This window comes from Phytoactinopolyspora alkaliphila, assembly GCF_010550695.1.
Lineage (GTDB): Bacteria > Actinomycetota > Actinomycetes > Jiangellales > Jiangellaceae > Phytoactinopolyspora > Phytoactinopolyspora alkaliphila.
This window is the reverse complement of record NZ_JAAGOB010000017.1, coordinates 61,559-81,874: the sequence shown is the minus strand read 5'-3', so window position 1 is coordinate 81,874 and position 20,316 is coordinate 61,559. Positions and strand designations below refer to the sequence as shown.

Sequence of the window (20,316 nt, the reverse complement as noted above, 5' to 3'; positions counted from 1 at the left end):
TGGGCCGCCGAACGCGACAACGATCACCCGGGATCAGTCGGCCCCAATAGAGACCGGAGCGAAGTAGGGCCGCCCGTTCGGCGGGAACACGTAACCCTCGACATTGTCTCGGTAGGCAGTGTTGTTGGCCAGGTCGGCCGGGAAGATGCCGACCGCGTCGTCCCAGATGACCTGCGACGCCTGTGCGTACAGCGCCTCCCGCTCGTCCGGGTCGAGCGACGCGCGGGCCTGGGTCAGGAGATCGTCGAGCTTCTCGCTGCAGTAGCCCATCCGATCCGCTGAGCAGACGTACAGGCGCCCGAGGGTAAAGTCGGCATCGCCGGTACCGGTGGCGTTGGTCTGCAGGTTCATGTGCCAGTTCATGTTGCCGAAATCCTCGAGCCACTGGGCGCGTTCCTTCTCCAGCGGCTCAACTGTCACACCGACGTCCGCCCAGTCAGAGACGAACGCTTGGGCCAGACCCCGGATGTTCGGCCCGCCCTCGAGCGGCCAATGGATCTCGGTCTCGAATCCGTCCGGATAGCCGGCCTCGGTCAGCAGTTGCCGCGCGCGGTCCGGATCGTACGGGTAGTGCTCGAGGGCGGGCGCACCGAATACCGCTTGCGCGATCGGGGCACCGGCGAGCGAGGCCATGTCACCGAACAGGTCGTTGACGATGCCTTCGACGTTCACCGCGTGCCACATCGCCTGCCGGACCCGCACGTCGTCGAACGGCTCCTGGTACTGGTTGAACCAGATGAAGTAGTAGGTGAAGCTCGGCCCGGTCTCGTAGACGATGCCGTCCGCGCTGTCCACCTCGCCCACCTGGTCCGGTGGGATGGTCGACATCGCGTCGATCTCGCCGTTGTGCAATGCGGTGATCCGGCTGGACTCCTCCGGGATGGACACGATCTCCACCCGGTCCGGAGTGGCGGGGTCACCCCAGTAGTCCTCGTTCCGGGTGAGCACCACCCGCTCGTCGGGCACGAACCGTTCGACCACGAACGGGCCGGTGCCGATGGGCTGCTGCCAGTAGGCGTCGTCGTCCATCTGCTCGGCTGAGCCGATGAACAGCAGAGAGAGTGTGCTCGGCAGGGTGCCGAGGGGTTGCGATGTGGTGAAGGTGACAGTGGACTCGTCGCTCGCCTCCACCGACTCGACCGGAGCCCACAACGGCGCGAGCGGGCCCTCCATCTCGATCAGCCGCTCCGCTGACGCCTTCACGTCGTCGGCGGTGAGCGGTGTACCGTCGGAGAACTCGACGCCATCGCGGAGAGTGAAGACCCACGTGGTCTCGTCCGGGTTCTCCCACGATTCCGCCAGCACCGGGACCGGCTCGCCATCCTCGAGAGCGACGAGCGGCTCGAGGACTTGCTGAATGGCTGTCTGCACCGCCTCCTCAGCAGGGTATTGGTGGGTGTCGAGCGAGACCGGGAAGAGCCCGGGGGAGTAGCGGAAGACCTGTTCCGTATCGTCGCCACTTCCGGAGTTCCCGCCGCATGCCGCGACTGAAAGCAGGGCTAGGGAACTCAGGATGCAGGCGGCTCTGAGGCGGTTCCGTTGGTGATGCACAACACCCTCCACAATGAGAGTCGGAGACGGGGGTTAATCCGTGGTGACGGAGACCTGATAGAAGTACGGCCGGCCATTGGGGTTCAGCGTGAAGTTCTGGACCCGTTCGCGCTGTGCCACGTTGGAGGACAGGTCCATCGGGAAGATCCCGACGGCTTCGTCCCAGATGTGCTGGCTCACCTGGGCGTAGTAGTCGATGCGCTCGTCCGGGTCGACGGCCTGGCGCGCGGCTCGCAGAAGCCCGTCGAGCTCTTCGCTGCAGTAGCCGTTGCGGTTGGCCTCGCACGTGTACAACCGTCCGAGGGTGTAGTCGGCGTCGCCTGTGCCCACACTGTTGGTCTGCAGGTTCATGTCCCAGTTCAGGGCGTTGAGGTCATCGATCCACTGGGCGCGCTCTTTCTCCAGCGGCTCGACCGTGACACCGATTTCGGCCCAGTCGGAGATGAACGCCTGCGCCAGCGCGCGGATGTTGGCGCCCTGCTCACGGGGCCACTGCAGAGTGGTCTCGAACCCGCCCGGATACCCGGCGTCGGCAAGCATCTGCCGGGCCAGGTCGGGGTCGTACTCGTAGGGTGTCAGCTGTGGCGCGCCGAAGACGTCCTGGGGGATCGGTGCCCGAGCCACCGTGGCCGCGTCGCCGAACAGGTCGTTCACCACGCCCTCGATGTTGACGGCGTGCCACATGGCGCGGCGCACGTCTGGGTCGTCGAACGGTTCCTCGCTCGCGTTGAACCAGTTGAAGTAGTACACGTAACTGGGCGCCAGCTCGAAGACGATGCCGTCCTGGCCTTCCACCGACGAGACCTGGTCCGGTGGCACACCCGTGGTGAGGTCCACTTCACCGGTCTGCAGCGCGGTCAGCCGCCCGGAGATCTCCGGGATGTAGATGAACTCGAGCCGGTCGAGTTCCGGAGCTCCTGCCCAATACTCGTCGTTTCCGGTCAGCACGACCCGCTCGTCGGGTGTGAAACTGTCGAACAGGAACGGGCCGGAGCCGACGGGTGACTGCCAGAACCCCTCCTCACCGATCTGGTCCGCGGGGCCGACGTACAGCAGCGACGCGGTGCTGATCACGGTGCCCATCGGCTCTTCGGTGCTGATCGTGACGGTGTGCTCGTCCGTGGCCTCGATCGACTCGACGCCGGCCCACAGCGGCGCCAGCGGACCATCCAGCTCGATCAGCCGTTCGGCGGAGGCCTTCACGTCTTCTGCCGTCAGAGGCGTGCCGTCGTGGAACTCGACGTCGTCGCGGAGACTGAAGACCCAGGTGAGGTCGTCCGGGTTCTCCCAGGACTCGGCGAGCACCGGGACGAACTCGCCGGACTCCAGGCGCACCAGGGGGTCGAGCACATGCTGCATGATGCCCTGCAAGCCGGACTCCGCCGACTGCTCTCCGTGAGTATCGAGGGATACCGGTGCCACGCTCGTGGCTACCCGTAGGACCTGCTCCTGGCCCGCCTCGCCTCCGTTCGAGCCGCCACCGTCGTCACCTCCGCAGGCCGTCAGGACGAGGCTTGCGGCCAGGACGGCGCCGAGAGCACCGACAGGGCCGCGGGCAAAAGTCCAGCTCCGAGTCATGGTTCTGTCTCCATCCAGCTCAGCGTTGACACATCGGGGGTGATTCAGAGATTTCACGGCCCGCGCAGGTGGCGGCCGGATCGTCAACGTAGCGAGCCCCGGCGAGCGGCGACAACGCCGTTTCGTGCTCTGCAATGGAGAGAGAAGCGCATGGGTAGTCCCGGGCCGCGTGCCCGGGGATGCCGGGCGATCAGGCCAAGGTGTATGTGGCTACCACGGGCTTGTGATCGGAGGGCGCCTGGCCTTCGTAGAAGAAGTCGACCACCTCGGTGGTGCGGGGCCGCAGCGGCCCCCGGTGGTAGATCCAGTCCAGGGCCTTCTGCACAGCTCCAGGAGCCGCCCATCCGCTGCCGGGTTCGACGAGCGGGACGACCGGATGGGTCGGAGGTGAGCTGGCACCCAGCGCCGCGAACGAGTCGGTGAACCCGCCCTGTCGCATGACCCACAACGGGCGGGCGTAGTCGTTGATGTCGACGACGAACATGCACGGCCCGTCTCCGGCCAGCCGGTCGAGCGCGGCCACCGTGTGCCGGGCCTGGTCCACTCTCGGGTTGACGTCGTCGAGGCGCTCCTGCGGATGGCCGGGCCAGGTGAAATGAGCGGTGCTGAAAACCAGCGACGGCAGGTCGTCACGTCCGGCGGGCTTCAGCCTGACCCAGAACAGCCGATTGTGCTCGCCTCGGATGCCGACGTCCTCGGCGCCGTATTCGGTGAGGTGGAACATGTCCCGGTTCCACCAGATGTTGCCGCGGCTACCCCAGCCTGGGAACGCGTCGTCGACCCGGGCATGCCCCGGTAGGGCGTCGTCGATGAGCGCCCGAGATTTGGGATGGAGCTCCTGTACGCCGACGATGTCCGGCTCGCGGACCGCGAACAGCGATTTGAGCGCATCCCTGCGCGCGCGTAGCCGGTGTTCGCCCCAGAGGTTGTACGTCATGGCGACGAAGGTGAACGGAGTCATCGGTGCGGCTCTCCCACGGCGTCCTGGCTGTTCTTCGTCGCTTCGGTCCGGGTGAGGTGGTCGGCGTTGTACCCGGACAGTCTGAACTGCCCAACCTCACCCGTCTGGCCGACGGGGACGGCGAGCACCGTCACCGAGCAGTTGTCCGGCGGGTCGAGGAGACGGTGACCGCCGGGTGGCAGCTGAAGCGCCTCGGCGGTGGCCACCCGGATGGGACCGCCGTGGGTGAAGACGATGGCTGTTGCCTGACCGGCCGGCTCGGCGCCATCGACAGTCCGGCGGGCGATATCCCGCAGCGCCTCGGCCACCCGGGCCCGCATCGCGGCGAAGTTCTCGCCGCTGCCACGAGGAATGTCCTCACCACGGCGGACGGCGGCGATCTGCTCGGGGAAGCGCACAGCGACCTCCGAGGTCAGCAGCCCGGTCCATTCGCCGCTGTCGATCTCGCGCAGCCGTTTGTCCAGCTCCGCGACGCGACCGGCTCGGTCGAGGTAGGGCTGCGCCGTCTGGGTGACCCGCTCTAAGTCGCTGCTGAAGACGCTCGCGGGCTGCGGATACGTGGCGAGCAGATGGTCTGCCACGTCCGCAGCCTGAGTGTGCCCGCGATCGGACAGACCAGTGCCGCCCTGACCTTGAACCCGGCCCTCGGCGTTCCACCATGACTCGCCATGGCGGACCAGGACCAGTTGTGCGGTTCGCCAGGTGTCCTCGTTCGGCTCGTCGGCCGCCCATCGTCCATTCACCCCGACAGCCTCGCACGCGACAGCGCCGGAACCGCAACCCGGTTGCGTTCCCTGCAAGGCGGCCGCATGCGGCCCGGTGAGTGACCCGGCCTCGCTCCCTTTGCAATGCGCACACGCACGCACCGGGGGTGTTGCGTATGTGTGCGCATTGCAAAGGGAGTATCGACAGCCTCCCTGTGGGGGCGATGGTCTCTCGCTCGTCAGCGGCGCAGGACCGCCACCCCACGTGGGTGCAGCGCCAGGGTGCCGTCGGTGTGGGTGGCTGAACCCGCGACGAGCCGGCCTGCGAGATTCGGAATCTCGGCGTGCTCGGACGTGCGGTTGATCAGGAACCAGAACTCCTCGTCCGGCCCGGAGCGGATCGCCAGCTCGACCTGCCCGCGGGCCTGGAGCGGGAGTTCGCTGCCGATACCGGCGGCGGTGAGCAGCTCGCCGAGAATCTCAGCGAGTCCCTGTGCTCCCAGCCGGGTGGAGACGTAGGCGGCGCTGCCGTCGCGTGCCGCACGACGAGTGATCGCCGGACGGCCGGACTGCTCGCCGGAGATGTAGCCGGCGATCACCTTGACGGCTGGATCGACCACGTCGACGCGCTCGGTCCACAGCGTGCCGGTGGTTCCGTTGTCGAGCTGCACGGCCTGGCCGGAGAGCAGCGGCGCGAACTCCTCGACCCGGATACCCAGCAGTTCGCGCAGAGCTCCGGGGTAGCCGCCGAGCCAGGCGTGGTCGTTCTCGTCGACGATCCCGGAGAAGTACGTCGTGACCAGGTGGCCGCCGTCGTCGACGTAGCGCGTCAGCCGGGCGGCGAGCTCTGCCGGGACGACATGCAGGATCGGGGCGACGACGAGCTGGTACGAAGACCAGTCGGAGGCGACTGGGACGACGTCGGCGCGAACCCCCGTGGCGAGCAGCGCGGAGTACCAGTCCAGCGCCTCCTGGTGGTACCGCAGCTCAGAATTGGGGTGCGCGTCCTGCTCACTGGCCCACCAGGAGTCCCAGTCCATGAGGATCGCCACCGGGGCAGGCTTGCGCACCGAACCGGTCACGGGCGCGAGCGACTCGAGCGTGGCGCCGAGCTCGACGACACCGCGGAAGACATCGCTTTCGGGGCCCGCATGCGGAACCATCGCCGAGTGGTACTTCTCGGCCCCGGCGGCGGACTGCCGCCACTGGAAGAAGCAGACCGCGTCGGCACCGTGCGCAACGTGGGTGAGGGAGTCCCGGGCCAGCTCACCGGGCTTCTTGGCCAGATTGACCGGTTGCCAGTTGACCGCGCTGGTCGAGTGCTCCATGAGGAACCACGGGCGGCCTCCGGCGAGGTTCCCGGTCAGGTTCGCCGAGAAGGACAGCTCGTCGAACGCCTGCGGGCCGGGCAGGACGTAGTGGTCGTTGGAGACGAAGTCGACCTCACTCGCCCAGTCCGCGTAGTCCATCCCCTTCGTCTGCCCCATGACCATGAAGTTCGTGGTCACAGGAAGGTCGGGGGTGAGCTCGCGCAGCACCTCGCTCTCCGCCCGCAGGTACTCCTTGAGTGCATTGGACGAGAACCGCTTGAAATCCAGGTGTTGGGTAGGGTTCGGGTGCGATGCCGCCAGCCGCGGCGGCAGAATCTGTTCCCAGTCCGAGTAGCGCTGCGACCAGAACGCCGTTCCCCACGCGTGGTTCAGCGCGTCCAGGTCGCCGTAGCGATCTTGCAACCAGCCCCGGAACGCGTGGGCCGCGTCGTCGGAATAGTCGTAGACGTTGTGGCAGCCTAGCTCGTTCGAGACGTGCCAGGCCGCCAGCGCGGGATGGTGCCCGTACCGCTCGGCGAGACGGCGCACCAACCGCAGGGCGTACTCGCGGAACACCCGTGACGTCGGCCGCCAGTGCTGGCGGGCACCGGGCCACACCACCTCCCCGGCCAGGGTCACCGGCAGGACCTCCGGGTGCTTGGCAGTCAGCCACGGAGGCGGCGACGCCGTCGCGGTGGCGAGGTCCACCGCGACGCCGTTCGCATGCAGAAGGTCGATCACCTCGTCGAGCCAGCCGAAGTCCCAGCTGTCCTCGTCGGGCTGAATCCGGGCCCAGGAGAAGATCGCCAGCGACACGATGTTCACGCCGGCCTCGCGCATGAGGCGCACGTCCTCGTCCCATACCTCCCGAGGCCATTGCTCGGGGTTGTAATCCGCGCCGTAAGCCAGGCGCCGGCCGGACGTACCGGTGGGCCAGCGTAGCCATCGGTGGGAGGCGGGTTGGTGGTTCATCGTGGCGTTGCTCCTCATGCGCGGCATGCCGCGCGTATGCGTGTGTGCAGTCGTGTCTGTGCTGGTCGTGGGGTTACTGGTTGACCGAGAACCCCTGGTCGTTGCCGAACGTGACCAGCGCGTCCTGCCAGGCCTGGAGACCTTCGGTCAGGGAGGTGCCGGAGATGTACGCCTGTCCGACCGTGTCGCTGAAGATCGAGTTCGCGTAGACCTGGAACGGCAGGTAAGACCAGCCTTCTGGCACGTTGGCCGCGGACTCGGCGAAGACCTGGTTCGCCTGCTGGCCGTCGAAGTACTCGAACTCGGCGTTGAGGAACTCCTCATCCGCCAAGTGCTCTGACGTGCCCGGGAAGAGACCTTGATCGATCTTGGTCTGCACGCCGGGTCCTGCGTTGGCGTATTCGAGGAAGGCGTAGGCGAGCGCTTCGTTCGAGTTCTCGCCGTTCGCCATGATGGCCAGTGCACTGCCGCCGTTCTCGGCGCTCGACGTAGCCCCCTCCCTCCACTGCGGCAATGGCGCGGCGCGCCAGTCGCCGGACGCACCGGGAACGCCTGACTCGAAGTTGGCCGGCATCCAGGCGCCGGCGGCCAGGGTCGCGATGGTGCCGTCGGCCAAGCCCTGGTACCACTCGTCGGTCCAGCCGGTGATCGGCGCCACCAGCTCTTCGTCGATGAGCTGCTGCCAGGTCTCGGCCACCTTGACGGTGGCTTCCTCGGAGAAGTCGATGGTCACGTCGGTGCCCTCAACCTGGAACGGCTGCGCGCCCGCCTGCCACATGAGGCTGGTGATGAACCCGGCCTCGCCGGTGTCGTTCGCGATGTAGACGTCGGGATCGGCCGCTTGCAGGTCGCGGCCCGCCTGAACATATTCGTCCCACGTGGTGGGCACGTCGATGCCATGCTCGTCGAAGACAGTCTGGTTGTAGTACAGGGCCATCGGCCCGGAGTCCATCGGCAGCCCGTAGACCGCGCCGTCCTGGTTGACCGCGTTCCACGGCCCGGGTGTGTAGGTTCCGTCGAGCTCGCCGGCGCCAAACTGAGACAGGTCGACCAGCGCCTCCGAAAGCGCGAACTGGGACAGCGCGAAGTACTCGATGTGGGCGAGGTCCGGGATTCCGGAGCCCGCGCTGATCGCGTTCTGCAGGGCGGTGTACTGATCGTTGCCGCTGCCGGCGTTGACCAGATCGATGCTGACCTGTGGATACTCCGCTTCGAAGTCCTGCACCACCTGGTCCAGGGTCGGCTCCCACGCCCAGATGGTCAGTTCGCCACCTTCCTCGAGGACGTTCTGGACCTCTTCGGCGGCCTCACCGTCGGTGGGTCCGGAGTCATCGGAGCCGCACGCGGCCAGGGTCAGTGCGACGGCCCCCGTTAGTGCGGCCGCGCTCATTGCGCGACGTCGTTGCATGGTCATGAAGGTTCCTCTCGCTTCGTTGTCAGAACGGATGGGGCTGGTCTTGGTCTCGCCCGGCCCCGGACGAACCGGCGGTCATTTCACGCTTCCAGCGGTGAGGCCGGATCTCCAGTACCGCTGGAGCAGCAGGAAGGCGGCGATCAGCGGAACGATGGTCAGCAGCGAGCCGGTGATCACCAGATTGAAGATTGCTTCGCCACCCACGGTGGAGGCCTGCGAGTTCCAGGCGTTGAGACCGAGTGTCAGTGGATACCACGACGAGTCGCGCAGCATGATCAGCGGCAGGAAGTAATTGTTCCAGGTCGCCACCATCGTGAAGAGCAGAACCGTGACGATGCCCGGACCGAGCAGCGGCAGGCTTATGCGGAAGAAGGTGCTGAACTCACCGGATCCGTCTACGCGGGCGGCTTCCAGCAGTTCGGTGGGGATCGCGGACGACGAGTACACCCACATCAGGTAGAGGCCGAACGGCGAGATGAGCGACGGGATGATCACGGCCCACGGAGTGTTGGTGAGGCCCGCCTCGCTGAACATCAGGAAGGTGGGAACAGCCAGGGCTGTCCCGGGCACCGCCACCGCGCCGATCACGATCGCGAAAACGCCCCGTTTGCCTGGGAAATCGAAGATGGCCAGGGCGTAGCCGCCGAGAACCGCGAGGAACGTGGCGCCGCCGGCGCCGAGCACCACGTAGAAGACGGTGTTGAGCAGCCAGCGCACGAAAATGCCGTCGTCGTAGCTGAGCGTGTCGGCGACGTTGCTCCAGAGCGCGAAATCGTCGCTGAACCACAGGCCGAAGGACCCGAACAGACCCGCCTGGGTCTTGGTGGAATTGACGAACAGCCAGATGAGCGGGACCAGGCTGTAGAGGAGCACGATGCCGGTGAGCGCGGTGAGGAGCGGGCTGCGCCGCGGACGCTCCACCGTGTAGTGGCGAGACGCCCGGCGGCTGGCGGCCAGCGTGACCTGCTTGCGTCCGGGTCTCGTCGACGTGCCCTGAGGGGTGGGAGCGGACATCGACTCAGCCTTCCTTCCGCATGCCGCGCAGCTGGACGACGTAGGCGATCACCATGGTGATGAGTCCCATGACGATCGCCACCGTGGCCGCGTAATTCTGCTGCTGGCCGGAGAAGGACAGCGAGAACGCGTACATGTTCGGGGTGAAGTAGGTGGTGATGGCGTTGGGCGCCAGGCTCTGCAGGATGCTCGGCTCGTTGAACAGCTGGAAGCTGCCGATGATGGAGAAGATGGTGGCGATCACCAGCGCGCCGCGGATCGCGGGCAGCTTGATGGCTGTGATGACCTGTCGCTGGCTGGCGCCGTCGATCTCGGCCGCCTCGTACAGCGACGGCGGGATCACCCGCAGCGCCGCGTAGAAGATCAGCATGTTGTAGCCGACGAACTCCCACGTGACGATGTTGCCGATCGAGGCGAGGATCAGGTCGGGGGAGAGCGGGTTGGGCAACGAGATGCCGAAGGCGTCGTTGATGTTGCCCACCAGGCCGAACCGGGTGCCGTACATGAAGCCCCACATCAGGCTGGCCACGACGGCCGGCACCGCGTACGGCAGGAAGATCGAGATGCGGAAGAAGCTCTTGCCATACAGCCGCCCGCTGTCGATCGCGAGCGCCACCAGGAGGGCGATGCACAGCATGATCGGGACCTGGACCGCGAGGAAGATCGACACCCGGCCGAGCGCCGACCAGAACTGCGGGTCGCCGACCGCCCGCTCGTAGTTCTCGAGCCCCACGAACGACGTGCCGCCCACCATCTGGTCGCGATAGAGGCTGAGGTAGATCGAGTAGGCGATCGGGGCGAGGAACACCAGGGCGAAGACCACCATGAACGGCCCCATGAAGCCCCAGCCGATCCACGATCTCCGCGCACGCGGCCGTGGCGCGGGCACGCTGGGCCCAGATCTCACGGCAGGTCCTGACAACGTCGTCATCGAAAGTCCTTGCTGCTGGCGTAGTGGCTTTCCACGGACAGCCGGCCCACGCGCGCTGGCGCTGGTCCTGGCCGATGGTTACGTGAACATCTCGCCTCGCGAACACGTAATGTTTACGTAACCATGGATTAGCGTGATGGTGTCACCAGTGCGTAAGGCGCGTCAAGACTTGCCCGAAGATGCACCCGAGTCGTTACCGGTGGACACAGAGACGTCGACAGAGGGGCGCCGGCAAATGAGCGAGAGTCCGGAAGTCGTGGCCAGGCGGCCGCGACGGGTATCGATGGCCGACGTGGCCCGGCACGCCGGTGTGTCGTCGCAGACCGTCTCCCGGGTGTCCAACGGGTATCCCGGAGTCGTCGACGCCACCCGGCAGCGGGTGCTGTCGGCGATGAAGGAGCTCGGCTACCGCCCCAACAGCGCCGCACGCGCGCTGAAGAGCGGAGAGTTCCGCACCGTCGGGGTCATCCTGTTCACCCTGGAGACCACGGGAAACGTGCGCACGCTCGAGGCGATCGCGACGTCAGCCGCCGCGGAGGGCTACGCCATCACGTTGATCCCGGTCGCCGTGCCCACCCAGGACGGTGTCTACGGCGCGTTCACCCGGCTCGATGAGATGGCCGTCGACGCGGTGATCGTGATCATGGAGGTGCACTTGCTCGACGCGGTCACCGTGTCGCTGCCTCCAGGGGTGCCGGTAGTGGTCGTCGACTCCGACGCCGGAGACCGCTACAGCGTCGTCGACACCGATCAGGCCCACGGCGCCCGGGAGGCGGTCCTGCACCTGCTCGACCTCGGCCACCGGACCGTCTGGCACGTGGCCGGGCCTGACGAGTCGTTCTCCGCGCAGCGTAGGGCCGCGGCCTGGCGGGCTACGCTCGAGGCCAACGGGAGAGAGGTACCGCCGATACTGCCCGGCGACTGGAGCTCGGAGTCCGGGTACCAGGCGGGTCTGCGTCTGGTCGGTGAGCCCGACTGCACGGCCGTCTTCGTGGCCAACGATCAGATGGCGCTCGGTGTCTTGCGTGCCATGCACGAGGCGGGCAGGCGCGTGCCGGGTGAGATCAGCGTCGTGGGGTTCGACGACATCCCGGAGGCCGGCGCGTTCATGCCCCCGCTGACCACTGTGCACCAGGACTTCGCCGAGATGGGCCGTCGCTGTGTGGCGTCAGTGCTTCGCCAGATGCGCATGGACGCGCCTGAACGCGGCACTACTCTCGTGCCCACCTGGTTGGTGCACCGCGACAGCACGGCGCCGCCTTCGGCCTGACGGACACGGCAAGGGTTTCCGGTTCACCAGGGTGCCGGTGTCCACAGCTGGCAGTCCGTCGCCGGTCGTCGGTGGCGGGACTTGCGGCAGCAGCTTCTATTAGACCGACAAGGGCGCTGGTACGAGAGCTTGAGCTGGGGAGGTAGATGCGCGAACGTGGGTACCTCTGTCACCCACCGTGCTGAGGGCAGTCGTGTGTCTGAGTCCGCTGAAGATCGACCCGCGTTGTTGGCGGCTTCACGTGTGCAGGTCAGTTTGGGCGAGCGTCAGCTTCTTGCTCCGACTGACCTGACCGTCGAGGCTGGAGAGAGTGTGGCGGTGCTGGGCCCGTCAGGGTCGGGAAAGACGACGTTTCTGGCGTGCCTGGCCGGTTTGCGTGCCCCGACATCGGGCTCAGTGCGGTTGCTCGACCACGAACTGACCACGCTGAGTTCCACGCAACGAGCACGGGTCCGGCTGGACTCGATCGGCTTCGTCTTCCAGCACGCGGATCTGCTGCCGGAGCTGAGCCCGGTGGAGAACATCATGCTGCCGGGGCTGCTCAAAGGCGGCGACCCGGATGGAGTGCGCGCTGAGGCCGATTGGCTGATCGAGGACCTCGGCGTCCGGACGACTGCCGAGACGGCTCATCTGTCCGGTGGTGAGGCGCAACGGCTGGCGCTGGCGCGGGCGCTCATCACCCAGCCCTCGTTGCTGCTGGCAGACGAGCCGACCGGCGCGCTCGACCGCGCCACCCGCGACGAGGTCCTCGAAGTGATGTTCGCCAAGATCCGATCCGAGCAGATGGGCGCCGTGATCGTCACCCACGACGAGGAGGTCGCCGCCGCGGCCGACCGGACCATCGAACTGGCGGCGGTGCGACCGGCCGAGGCGACGTGACCGCACCCGCACCCCACAAGCCCGTGTCGTCGCGGCAGCCACGGCGGCAGCTGCAGCGCAACCTGCTCACGATCGGCCGGCGCAGCACCTCACTGCGCGGAGTCAACGGGTTCGGCGCGGTCCTCGCGCTGCTGGCCTTCGTCGCGATCTCGCTCGGAGCCGCGGCCGCGGTGCTCGCCAGTGCCGTCTATGACCACCGCGACGACGTCGGCCGGGCCCGAGTGCCGGTCGAGGACCCGCGGCCCGGGCGAGTGGCGCCGCTGTTGTGGGGCCTTGATCTTGTCTATGTCGGGGTCGAGCAAGTGCCGGTGGTCTTCCTCCAGCGGGCTGGGGCTGCTGACCCGCCTTTACCGCCGGGGGTGCCCGCACTGCCGGAGCCCGGTGAGGCGCTGGTCAGCCCGGCCCTGCGTGAACTTCTCGACGAGCATGGATTGCCGGACCGGTTCGGCCAGGACACAGGGCTGGTCGGCCCGGACGGCCTCGTCTCGGCCACCGAGCTGTTCGCCTACGTCGGCACCGATGCCCTCGCCGACCGCGACCCGATGCAGATCAGTGCCTTCGGTGTGGCACACGATCCCTACTTTCAGCGCGTCGGTGAGGAGATCTACGACCGGGACGTCCAGGAGTTCTGGTCGATGGCCGGATTTCTCTGCGTCCTGCCAGGGTTGATCGCGCTCGCCTCCGCAGCGAGAGTGGCCGACGACGAGACCCGGCGCCGGCACCGCCTGCTCGTGCGCATCGGCGTGGATCGACGAGCCCGCGCCCGGATCGCAGCACCGCGGACCCGGCTCGTCGGCACGGTCTCCCTCGCCCTGTGCCTGACGCTGCTGGCCTGGGTAGCCGCGGCCGACATGACGCTGCCGCTCACCGGCTATGTCCTGCAAGCCGACGTGGTGCGGCCCGTCGCGTGGCTGCTCGCTCTCGTGATCGTCGGCGCCCACGTCATCGCCGGGGCCACGCTGAACCGGATGACCGCCGGAACGCTCGGCCGCAAAGACAATCTGGAGGCATCCCGGCTGGAAGTCCCTGCCGATCAGCCGGCCTGGCGCCGGACCATCGTCCTCCTCGTGGTCCTGGCGGTGCAGCCGTGGATCATCGTCTTCTCCGACAACCAGGTCGTCCAGGCGCTGTCCACCCTCGCCGCCGCCGGCCTCGCGGTGATCTGCCTGCCCGCGGCCCTGGCGACGCTTCTGCGACTGATCGCCCGGCGGCGCGGAACGATCATGCTGCAGCGCCGCGGCATCGGTGCCTTCCTGGGCTGGCGGATCACCGGATACCGCTCACGCGCTGTCGCCCGGCTCACCGGGACGGTGACGTCGCTGGTGATCGTCGTCGCTCATGCCGCCGTTGTCCTGACCCTGTTCACCGCCCCCGCCGAGGTGCTCAGCCCCGCTTCAGAGCGGATCGGCACCGCGGCACTGAACGTCCACGCCGACGTGGACCGCGTCAGCGATGTGCTCCGCTTTGCCAGCGACCAGAAGGTCGCCGCCATCACCGTTCACGAACACCCCGAGTGGGACGAACCGACCGTCGTCAACGGCCAATGCGCCGACCTGCAGGCCTTCGGCGCCGCTTGCGCGCAGGCCACCCTCATGCCAGCCGAGCTACCGCCCCGCCTGGCCGAGGTCCTGGCTCGGACCGGCACGAGCTTCCTGATCCGCCCCACCTCACCTGAGAACGCCGAGCGACTCTCGTCGGGATCCATGCTCACCATCGTTCTCGCCAGTCACGACGGCACCGACCTGAACGACGTCGAACTCGGCCGGGACCTCGAGCGCGCCACCGGCTTCGATGCCAGCCTGGAACGTATCGGCATCGGCGGGATCGCCGGCGCCCTCGACCTGCAGAACAAATCCCGATGGATCTACGTCTTCGGCGTCCCCGGCGTCCTAACCCTGCTCCTAGTCGCCGCGCTGACCTGGGCCGCCGTCGTCATCGAAGAAAGCCGCGGCCTGGTCCGCAACCCGCTGCTCGTCGGCCGCCACGACGTCTTCGGAGCCATCGCCACCGTCCGGCTGGCCTGGCCCATCGCCATCGGCGGGATCGGTGGTACCGCCGTCACCGCATGGCTCCTCGCGCCGCACCTCACCAACAACGCCTTCGATTTACCTACCGGCTTCCTCGTCAGCGCCACGCTCGCGGCCATCGTCATAGCTGTGATCAGCGGGAGCATCGGAGGACGCATCCTCGCGAACGCGTCAAGAGACCGGTGGTGAGTAGTTCGCCACTGACGTTCTCATTCGCTGCGTGCTCGGGGTGCGCGCAGCGAACTCATGGAGCCGAGGACAGCGCGTAGCTTCGTTGCACGATCAGAAACGGCATTGCCTGGGCTGTCGTCGTCGCTCAAGGGTGTGAGGGCATCGCCCACCTGTCGATCGATCGTGGACGAGCGGCCCCTACACCCCTGGAGGACGCCGTTCGACCTGTCAACCGGAGGAGGTGATGCGTCTGTCACGCAAGGCAAGCCGAAGGGATGCCCATGCCGCGTTATCGACCTCTGACAGCCACGATTCTGGCGACGGCGGTGGTGGCCGCACCCGTCCTGGTGCTGCCGACCGTCGCCGCGCCAACCGTCGCCGCGCCGACGCCTCCGGAAGCGGAGGTGCTGATCAGTGAACTGGCGAACGGAGGGCCGGGCGGGAGCAACGACAGCTTCATCGAGCTCGCCAACTTCGGTGCCGACCCGGTGGATCTGAACGGCTGGCGGATCTATCACTGCGGTGCCAGCGGCAGCCGGGGCGGCAGCCCGCTGGTGCCGCCGCTGTCGGGCGTGACCCTGGATCCCGGCCAGACGTTCGTGATCGCGCACCGGAACTCCACGATCGCTGATCTCGCCGACGCCACCTTCTCCACCGCGCTCGCCGACGATGCCTTCGGGGCGTGGCTCGAAGACGGTGACGCCACCTTGATCGACCGGATCGCGGTGTCGCCCGCGTCCCGCGACAGCATCTGCGGTCCGCCGGTGCCCAGCAACCTCGACTACCACCGTGGCCAGTCGTATCAGCGCACGACCGTCACCGGGGACGTGACCGCGGACTTCATCCGCGCGGGCCGGACACCGCAGGCGCCCAACGTCGACAGCACCGACCCGGGCGTTCAGCCCGGCGGCGTCGCTTTCACCGAGATCGCCGGCGGCGGACCCGGCGGGGACGCCGACGAGTTCGTGGAGCTCGCCAACCTCGGCGACGACGAGGTCGACGTCAGTGGGTGGCGGCTGTATGTGTGCACGCCGCTCGGGGCGCGAAACAGCGACGGGCTGCTCGCGACGATCCCCGGGGGCACGATGCTCCGGCCGGGTGACCCACTCGTCGTCGCTCATCAGTCGGTGGACGTTCCCGACGGGGTCGCCACGCTCACCTACGACGACGCCCGGCTCGCCGAAGAGGGCTTCGGCGTGCTGCTCGAGGATGCCGAGGGGGTGGTGACCGACGCCGTGGGCATCTACGAGACCGACGCGGTCTACGAGCCCGCCAACGACAGCCCGTGCACGCAGGGTGAGGCGCTGCCCAATCGCTTGGACTACGGTTCGGACCACACCTACCAGCGGACCGGGCGGACCGGTGACAACGCGGCTGACTTCGTGATCTCCACGCGCACCCCCGGTGACGCCGAGGCCGGCCCTGAGGCCGAGCCGCCGGCTGAGTCGCGCGAGACGCCCGTCCGACTGAGCGAATTCGCCCACGGCGGTCCCGGCGGAGACACCGACCAATTCGTCGAACTGGCCAACCATGGGGCCGAGCCGGTCGCGATGGACGGCTGGACCATTGACCAGTGCCTGCCGAACGGGCGGCGCGCGTTGACTCCGCTCCTGGAGATCGGCACGGCCATCCTGGACCCGGGGGAGACGTTTCTCGCGGTGCTCGACGGATCGGCCCTGTACGACGAGGGGGGTTACGACGCCGTCTACGGCACCGCGCTGGACCCGGACGGCTACGGCCTGATCGTCCGCGATGGGCAGGACCGCGTCGTCGATCGGGCCGGCGCCTATTTCGCCACCTACAGCCCGTGCACCGACGGCGTCTCCCTGATCAACTTCCTGGAGACGGCCAAGGGAGACAGCTTCCAGCGGCACCAGGACACCACGGACAACGTCAAGGACTTCGTGCCGGCCGACCGGACTCCGGGCGAGCTCGCCGAGGGTCTGCGCGCCCCGCACGACATCCCGGCCGAGGACCTGGAACCGGTGGACGTGGCGCCGGACGCGCGGCCGGAGGCGCCTGCCCTGCTCGCGCCGGAACCCGGATCGGATGCCCCGGGGAACGAGGTGGACCTGTCCGCGCTGGCCGGGCACACCGCGGGCGAATCCGTCGACGTGTCCTTCCGTGGCGGTGCCCGGCTTGCCGTGGTGGAGAACGCCGCGAACGTCTTCTCCGGCGTGAGCGACGAGGCCCCTCCCGCGGCGCGGCGCCTACCCGGTGAATCCCGGATGCCGGGTGCCGCGCTTCTCCGTGGCGACGTCGTCGATCCGATCGTGTCGGAGGCGACCGAGGGCTTCCCGTACCAGCGGTTCGAGGTGGTGGTTCGAGGCAGCGTGCCGGACACGTTCGACGTCGCGTGGAGCGGCTCCTCCACCAGCGCCAACGAGCTGCAGCTCTACGTGTGGAACCATGCCGAATCCGGCTGGGAGCTCCTGGACGCGGCGGCCGGCCGGGACGGCGGCGACATCACGCTCACGGGCACGGTCGACGCCTCGTCGGCGGCCCGGGGGCGCGTCATCAACGTGCTGGTCCAGGACGGACCGGCCACCCGGCCGGCGTTCGGTGACGACGGCGCGGAACCGGACCACGCGTTCGCGGACCCGGGGGAGTACGACTTCGCGCTCGGTATGCTGCCCGATCCGCAAGAGCTGACCCAGCACTACCGGGATGTCCACGCGGACAAGATCCAGTGGCTGGTGCAGAACCAGGACGCCCGCAAGATCGCCTACACCGCGCACGTGGGTGACATCGTGCAGAACTGGATGTGGGGCACCCACATGGAAGGCCGGGGCCGCGACGAGTTCCAGTTCGCCTCGGACATCATGGCGGTCCTCGAGGACGCCGGGCACCCCTACGGCATCCTGCCCGGCAACCACGACAACAAGTGGGGCCGCGACTCAGCCCTCTACAACGAGTACTTCCCGCCGTCCCGGTTCGAGGAGTTCCCCTGGTACGGAGAGTCCTGGCGGCCGGGAGACAATGCCAGCCACTACGACGAGTTCGAGGTCCAGGGCGCGAAGTTCTTGGTGGTGAACATCGGCTACGTCCACTACTTCGACCGTGACGAGGTGCTGGGCTGGGCGCACGACGTGATCGCCGCGCATCCGGAGCACAACGTCATCGTCTCGGCGCACGAGTACCTCAACCGGGCCGGCGTCCCCACGAATCCGGAGAACGACCGCTGGACCTCGCTGGGGGAGCGGATCTGGGACGAGGTGGTCCGGCCGAACGAGAACGTGTTCTTCGTGATGGCCGGGCACGTGGTCGGGGTCGCGTACGCGGTCAAGCACGACGTCGACGGTGTGGAGGGCCGGATGGTGACCGAGATGCTGGCGAACTACCAGGGTTACGCGAAGGACGGGGAGCGCAACACCGGCTTCCTCCGGCTGCTGCAGATCGACATCGACAGCAAGACGATGGCGGTCAACACCTATTCGCCCACACTCGACCAGCACAACGCGGGCGAGTACTGGCCGCAAGGCGGGTACACGGACGGGGACGACGAGTTCATCGTCCCGTTCGCGATGAACGACGTCTATGCCAAGCGGGTATCCACCAGTGCCTTCGGGCTGGCATCGGTGGGGCGGGAGCCGATCGCGACGGTGCGTTCCGCCGCCGGTGAGACGGCGACCGCGACGTGGTCAGGGCTGGAGTCCGGTACCCGGTACCTGTGGTTCGCCGACGCGGAGGACACCGCTGGCCGTAGCGCCCGGTCGGGGCTCGGCGGATTCACCTCGTAGCGGGCGCGCGTCGCAGTGTGGTCCACTCCGTGTCCTGCATCCGGCTGGAAGCCGCAGGACACGGAGTGGACCGCCGCGGGCCTGGACGTGATGGGACGCCGATCACACGTCATAATAGTTGCTTGATACACCTATTCAGGTGTTGACTGTGGGGGTGCAAGCTCAGAAGCCTGACTCCGATGGCTTCCTCTCACATCGACAGATACTGATCGTTCTCGGCGGCCTGATGGCCGGGATGTTCCTCGCCGCACTCGACCAGAGCATCGTCGGCGTGGCGCTACCACGCATCGTCAGCGAGCTCGGCGGTCTCGACCACTTGTCGTGGGTGGTCACGGCCTATCTGCTGACGACGACGGCCTCGACACCGCTGTGGGGGAAGATCTCGGACCTGTACGGTCGCCGGCCGGTCTTTCAGGCTGCGATCGTGACCTTCGTCGCCGGTTCGACGGTGGCGGCCCTCGCCGGCAGCATGGGTGTGCTGATCGGCGGCCGTGCCATCCAGGGACTGGGTGGCGGCGGCCTGATGGCGCTCGCGCTGGCCATCGTCGGCGATGTCATCCCGCCGCGCGAGCGAGGCCGCTACCAGGGGTATTTCGGCGTGGTGTTCGGCTCGTCCAGCATCGCAGGGCCGCTGCTGGGAGGCTGGTTCACCGACGGGCCGGGATGGCGGTGGATCTTCTGGATCAACCTGCCGATCGGCGTCGCCGCGCTGGTGGTCACCTCCCTGGCACTGAAGATGCCGAAGGTGCGGCGCGAGCACACCATCGACTATTTCGGTGCCGCGCTGGTGGTCGGATCGGTGAGCAGCATCCTCCTCTACACCGCATGGGCCGGTGGCGAGTACGGCTGGGGTGACCCGTTCTCCCTCGCCCTGCTGGGGTGCGGCCTGCTGGTGGCCGTCGTCTTCGTCTGGTGGGAGTCACGGGCCAAGGAGCCGATCATCCCGCTGCGCCTGTTCCGCAACCGGGTGTTCACCCCGTCGGTGATCTTCAGCGTGATCATGGGTGTGGCGATGTTCGGGGGGCTGATCTACCTGCCCATCTACCTGCAGGTGGTACAGGGCATGACGCCCACCGAGTCAGGACTGGCGCTGCTGCCGGCCATGGTCGGCATCTTCACCACCTCGATCGGATCCGGGCAGCTGATGACCCGGACCGGGCGGTACAAGCCGTTCCCGATCCTCGGCGCTGCCATCACCGGGATGTCCATGCTGCTGCTCTCCACGCTGACCACGACGACGCCGTACTGGCAGGTGGGCCTGTACGTGTTCGCTTTCGGCTTCGGACTCGGGTTCACGCTTCAGGTCCTGGTGACCATCGTGCAGAACTCGGTGGACCGGGCCGACATGGGCGTGGGGACCTCGAGCGTGGCCTTTTTCCGGTCGATGGGCGGCGCGTTCGGCACCGCGATCTTCGGCGCCGTTCTCAACGCGCGGCTGTCGCGATATCTCAGCGAGGCGCCGGCCGGGGCCATTCCGGCCAGTGTCGACGAGGCGAGTGTCGCGAACAACGTGCAGGCGATCCAGGAGCTGCCGGAGCGCACCCGGGTTGTGGTGACGGAGGCGTGGGTGCATGCGCTGAACGACGTGTTCCTGACCGCGATCCCGTTCCTCGTCGTCGCGTTCGTGGCGGCTCTGCTGATCCCGGAGATCCCCCTGGGCACTCGTCGCCCCGCGCCCGAGTCGGAGAAGCCCGCCCTCCACTCTCCGTAACCTCCTCCCAGCCCCTGGCATGGGTCGGGGTCGTTATTGCACCCGATTTGTCCGATTTATGGGACCACAACCCATGCCAGGGG

Annotated in this window: 13 protein-coding genes; 5 read left to right on the top strand and 8 right to left on the bottom strand. The window is 67.7% G+C overall.

The annotated features are described in order from the left end of the window. Positions 1-33 precede the first annotated feature (33 nt). The 8 genes from G1H11_RS23200 to G1H11_RS23165 form a co-directional block, all read right to left on the bottom strand. A complete protein-coding gene (locus tag G1H11_RS23200; RefSeq protein WP_163820998.1) occupies positions 34-1,551 on the bottom strand; it encodes an ABC transporter substrate-binding protein in 1,518 nt (505 codons plus the stop codon). A 33-nt stretch (positions 1,552-1,584) separates the two neighbouring features. Then, the gene (locus G1H11_RS23195; RefSeq protein WP_163820997.1) at positions 1,585-3,129 is read right to left on the bottom strand and encodes an ABC transporter substrate-binding protein; all 1,545 of its coding nucleotides are present in this window, start codon (positions 3,127-3,129) and stop codon (positions 1,585-1,587) included. Positions 3,130-3,319: 190 nt separating this feature from the next. Next, positions 3,320-4,090, bottom strand: coding sequence for an endonuclease/exonuclease/phosphatase family protein (locus G1H11_RS23190; RefSeq protein WP_163820996.1), 771 nt, complete (start codon positions 4,088-4,090; stop codon positions 3,320-3,322). Then, positions 4,087-4,833, bottom strand: a complete 747-nt coding sequence (locus G1H11_RS23185; RefSeq protein ID WP_163820995.1) for a histidine phosphatase family protein — start codon at positions 4,831-4,833, stop codon at positions 4,087-4,089. The genes G1H11_RS23190 and G1H11_RS23185 overlap by 4 nt, the downstream gene beginning before the upstream one ends. A 200-nt stretch (positions 4,834-5,033) precedes the next feature. Continuing rightward, positions 5,034-7,076 carry a beta-galactosidase gene (locus G1H11_RS23180; RefSeq protein WP_163820994.1) on the bottom strand — a complete coding sequence of 681 codons (2,043 nt, stop codon included), beginning with the start codon at positions 7,074-7,076 and terminating at the stop codon, positions 5,034-5,036. Between the two features lie 73 nt (positions 7,077-7,149). After that, positions 7,150-8,490 (bottom strand): ABC transporter substrate-binding protein, encoded by a 1,341-nt coding sequence (locus G1H11_RS23175; RefSeq protein ID WP_163820993.1) that lies wholly within the window; start codon positions 8,488-8,490, stop codon positions 7,150-7,152. A 75-nt stretch (positions 8,491-8,565) separates the two neighbouring features. Beyond that, positions 8,566-9,504 carry a carbohydrate ABC transporter permease gene (locus G1H11_RS23170; protein WP_163820992.1) on the bottom strand — a complete coding sequence of 313 codons (939 nt, stop codon included), beginning with the start codon at positions 9,502-9,504 and terminating at the stop codon, positions 8,566-8,568. A 4-nt stretch (positions 9,505-9,508) separates the two neighbouring features. Beyond that, complete coding sequence (locus G1H11_RS23165; protein ID WP_163820991.1) at positions 9,509-10,435, bottom strand: ABC transporter permease subunit; 927 nt, start codon at positions 10,433-10,435, stop codon at positions 9,509-9,511. A 235-nt stretch (positions 10,436-10,670) separates the two neighbouring features. Between G1H11_RS23165 and G1H11_RS23160 the strand changes: the two genes are divergently transcribed. The 5 genes from G1H11_RS23160 to G1H11_RS23140 all read left to right on the top strand — a co-directional run bounded on the left by G1H11_RS23160 (position 10,671) and on the right by G1H11_RS23140 (position 20,233). Then, complete coding sequence (locus G1H11_RS23160; RefSeq protein WP_216844062.1) at positions 10,671-11,705, top strand: LacI family DNA-binding transcriptional regulator; 1,035 nt, start codon at positions 10,671-10,673, stop codon at positions 11,703-11,705. Positions 11,706-11,948: 243 nt separating this feature from the next. Then, complete coding sequence (locus G1H11_RS23155; RefSeq protein WP_163820990.1) at positions 11,949-12,584, top strand: ATP-binding cassette domain-containing protein; 636 nt, start codon at positions 11,949-11,951, stop codon at positions 12,582-12,584. Next, complete coding sequence (locus tag G1H11_RS23150) at positions 12,581-14,800, top strand: hypothetical protein (RefSeq protein WP_163820989.1); 2,220 nt, start codon at positions 12,581-12,583, stop codon at positions 14,798-14,800. The genes G1H11_RS23155 and G1H11_RS23150 overlap by 4 nt, the downstream gene beginning before the upstream one ends. A 263-nt stretch (positions 14,801-15,063) precedes the next feature. Next, the gene (locus G1H11_RS23145) at positions 15,064-18,522 is read left to right on the top strand and encodes a lamin tail domain-containing metallophosphoesterase family protein (protein WP_163820988.1); all 3,459 of its coding nucleotides are present in this window, start codon (positions 15,064-15,066) and stop codon (positions 18,520-18,522) included. Between the two features lie 148 nt (positions 18,523-18,670). Further along, complete coding sequence (locus tag G1H11_RS23140) at positions 18,671-20,233, top strand: MDR family MFS transporter (protein WP_216844061.1); 1,563 nt, start codon at positions 18,671-18,673, stop codon at positions 20,231-20,233. The last annotated feature ends 83 nt before the right edge of the window (positions 20,234-20,316 follow it).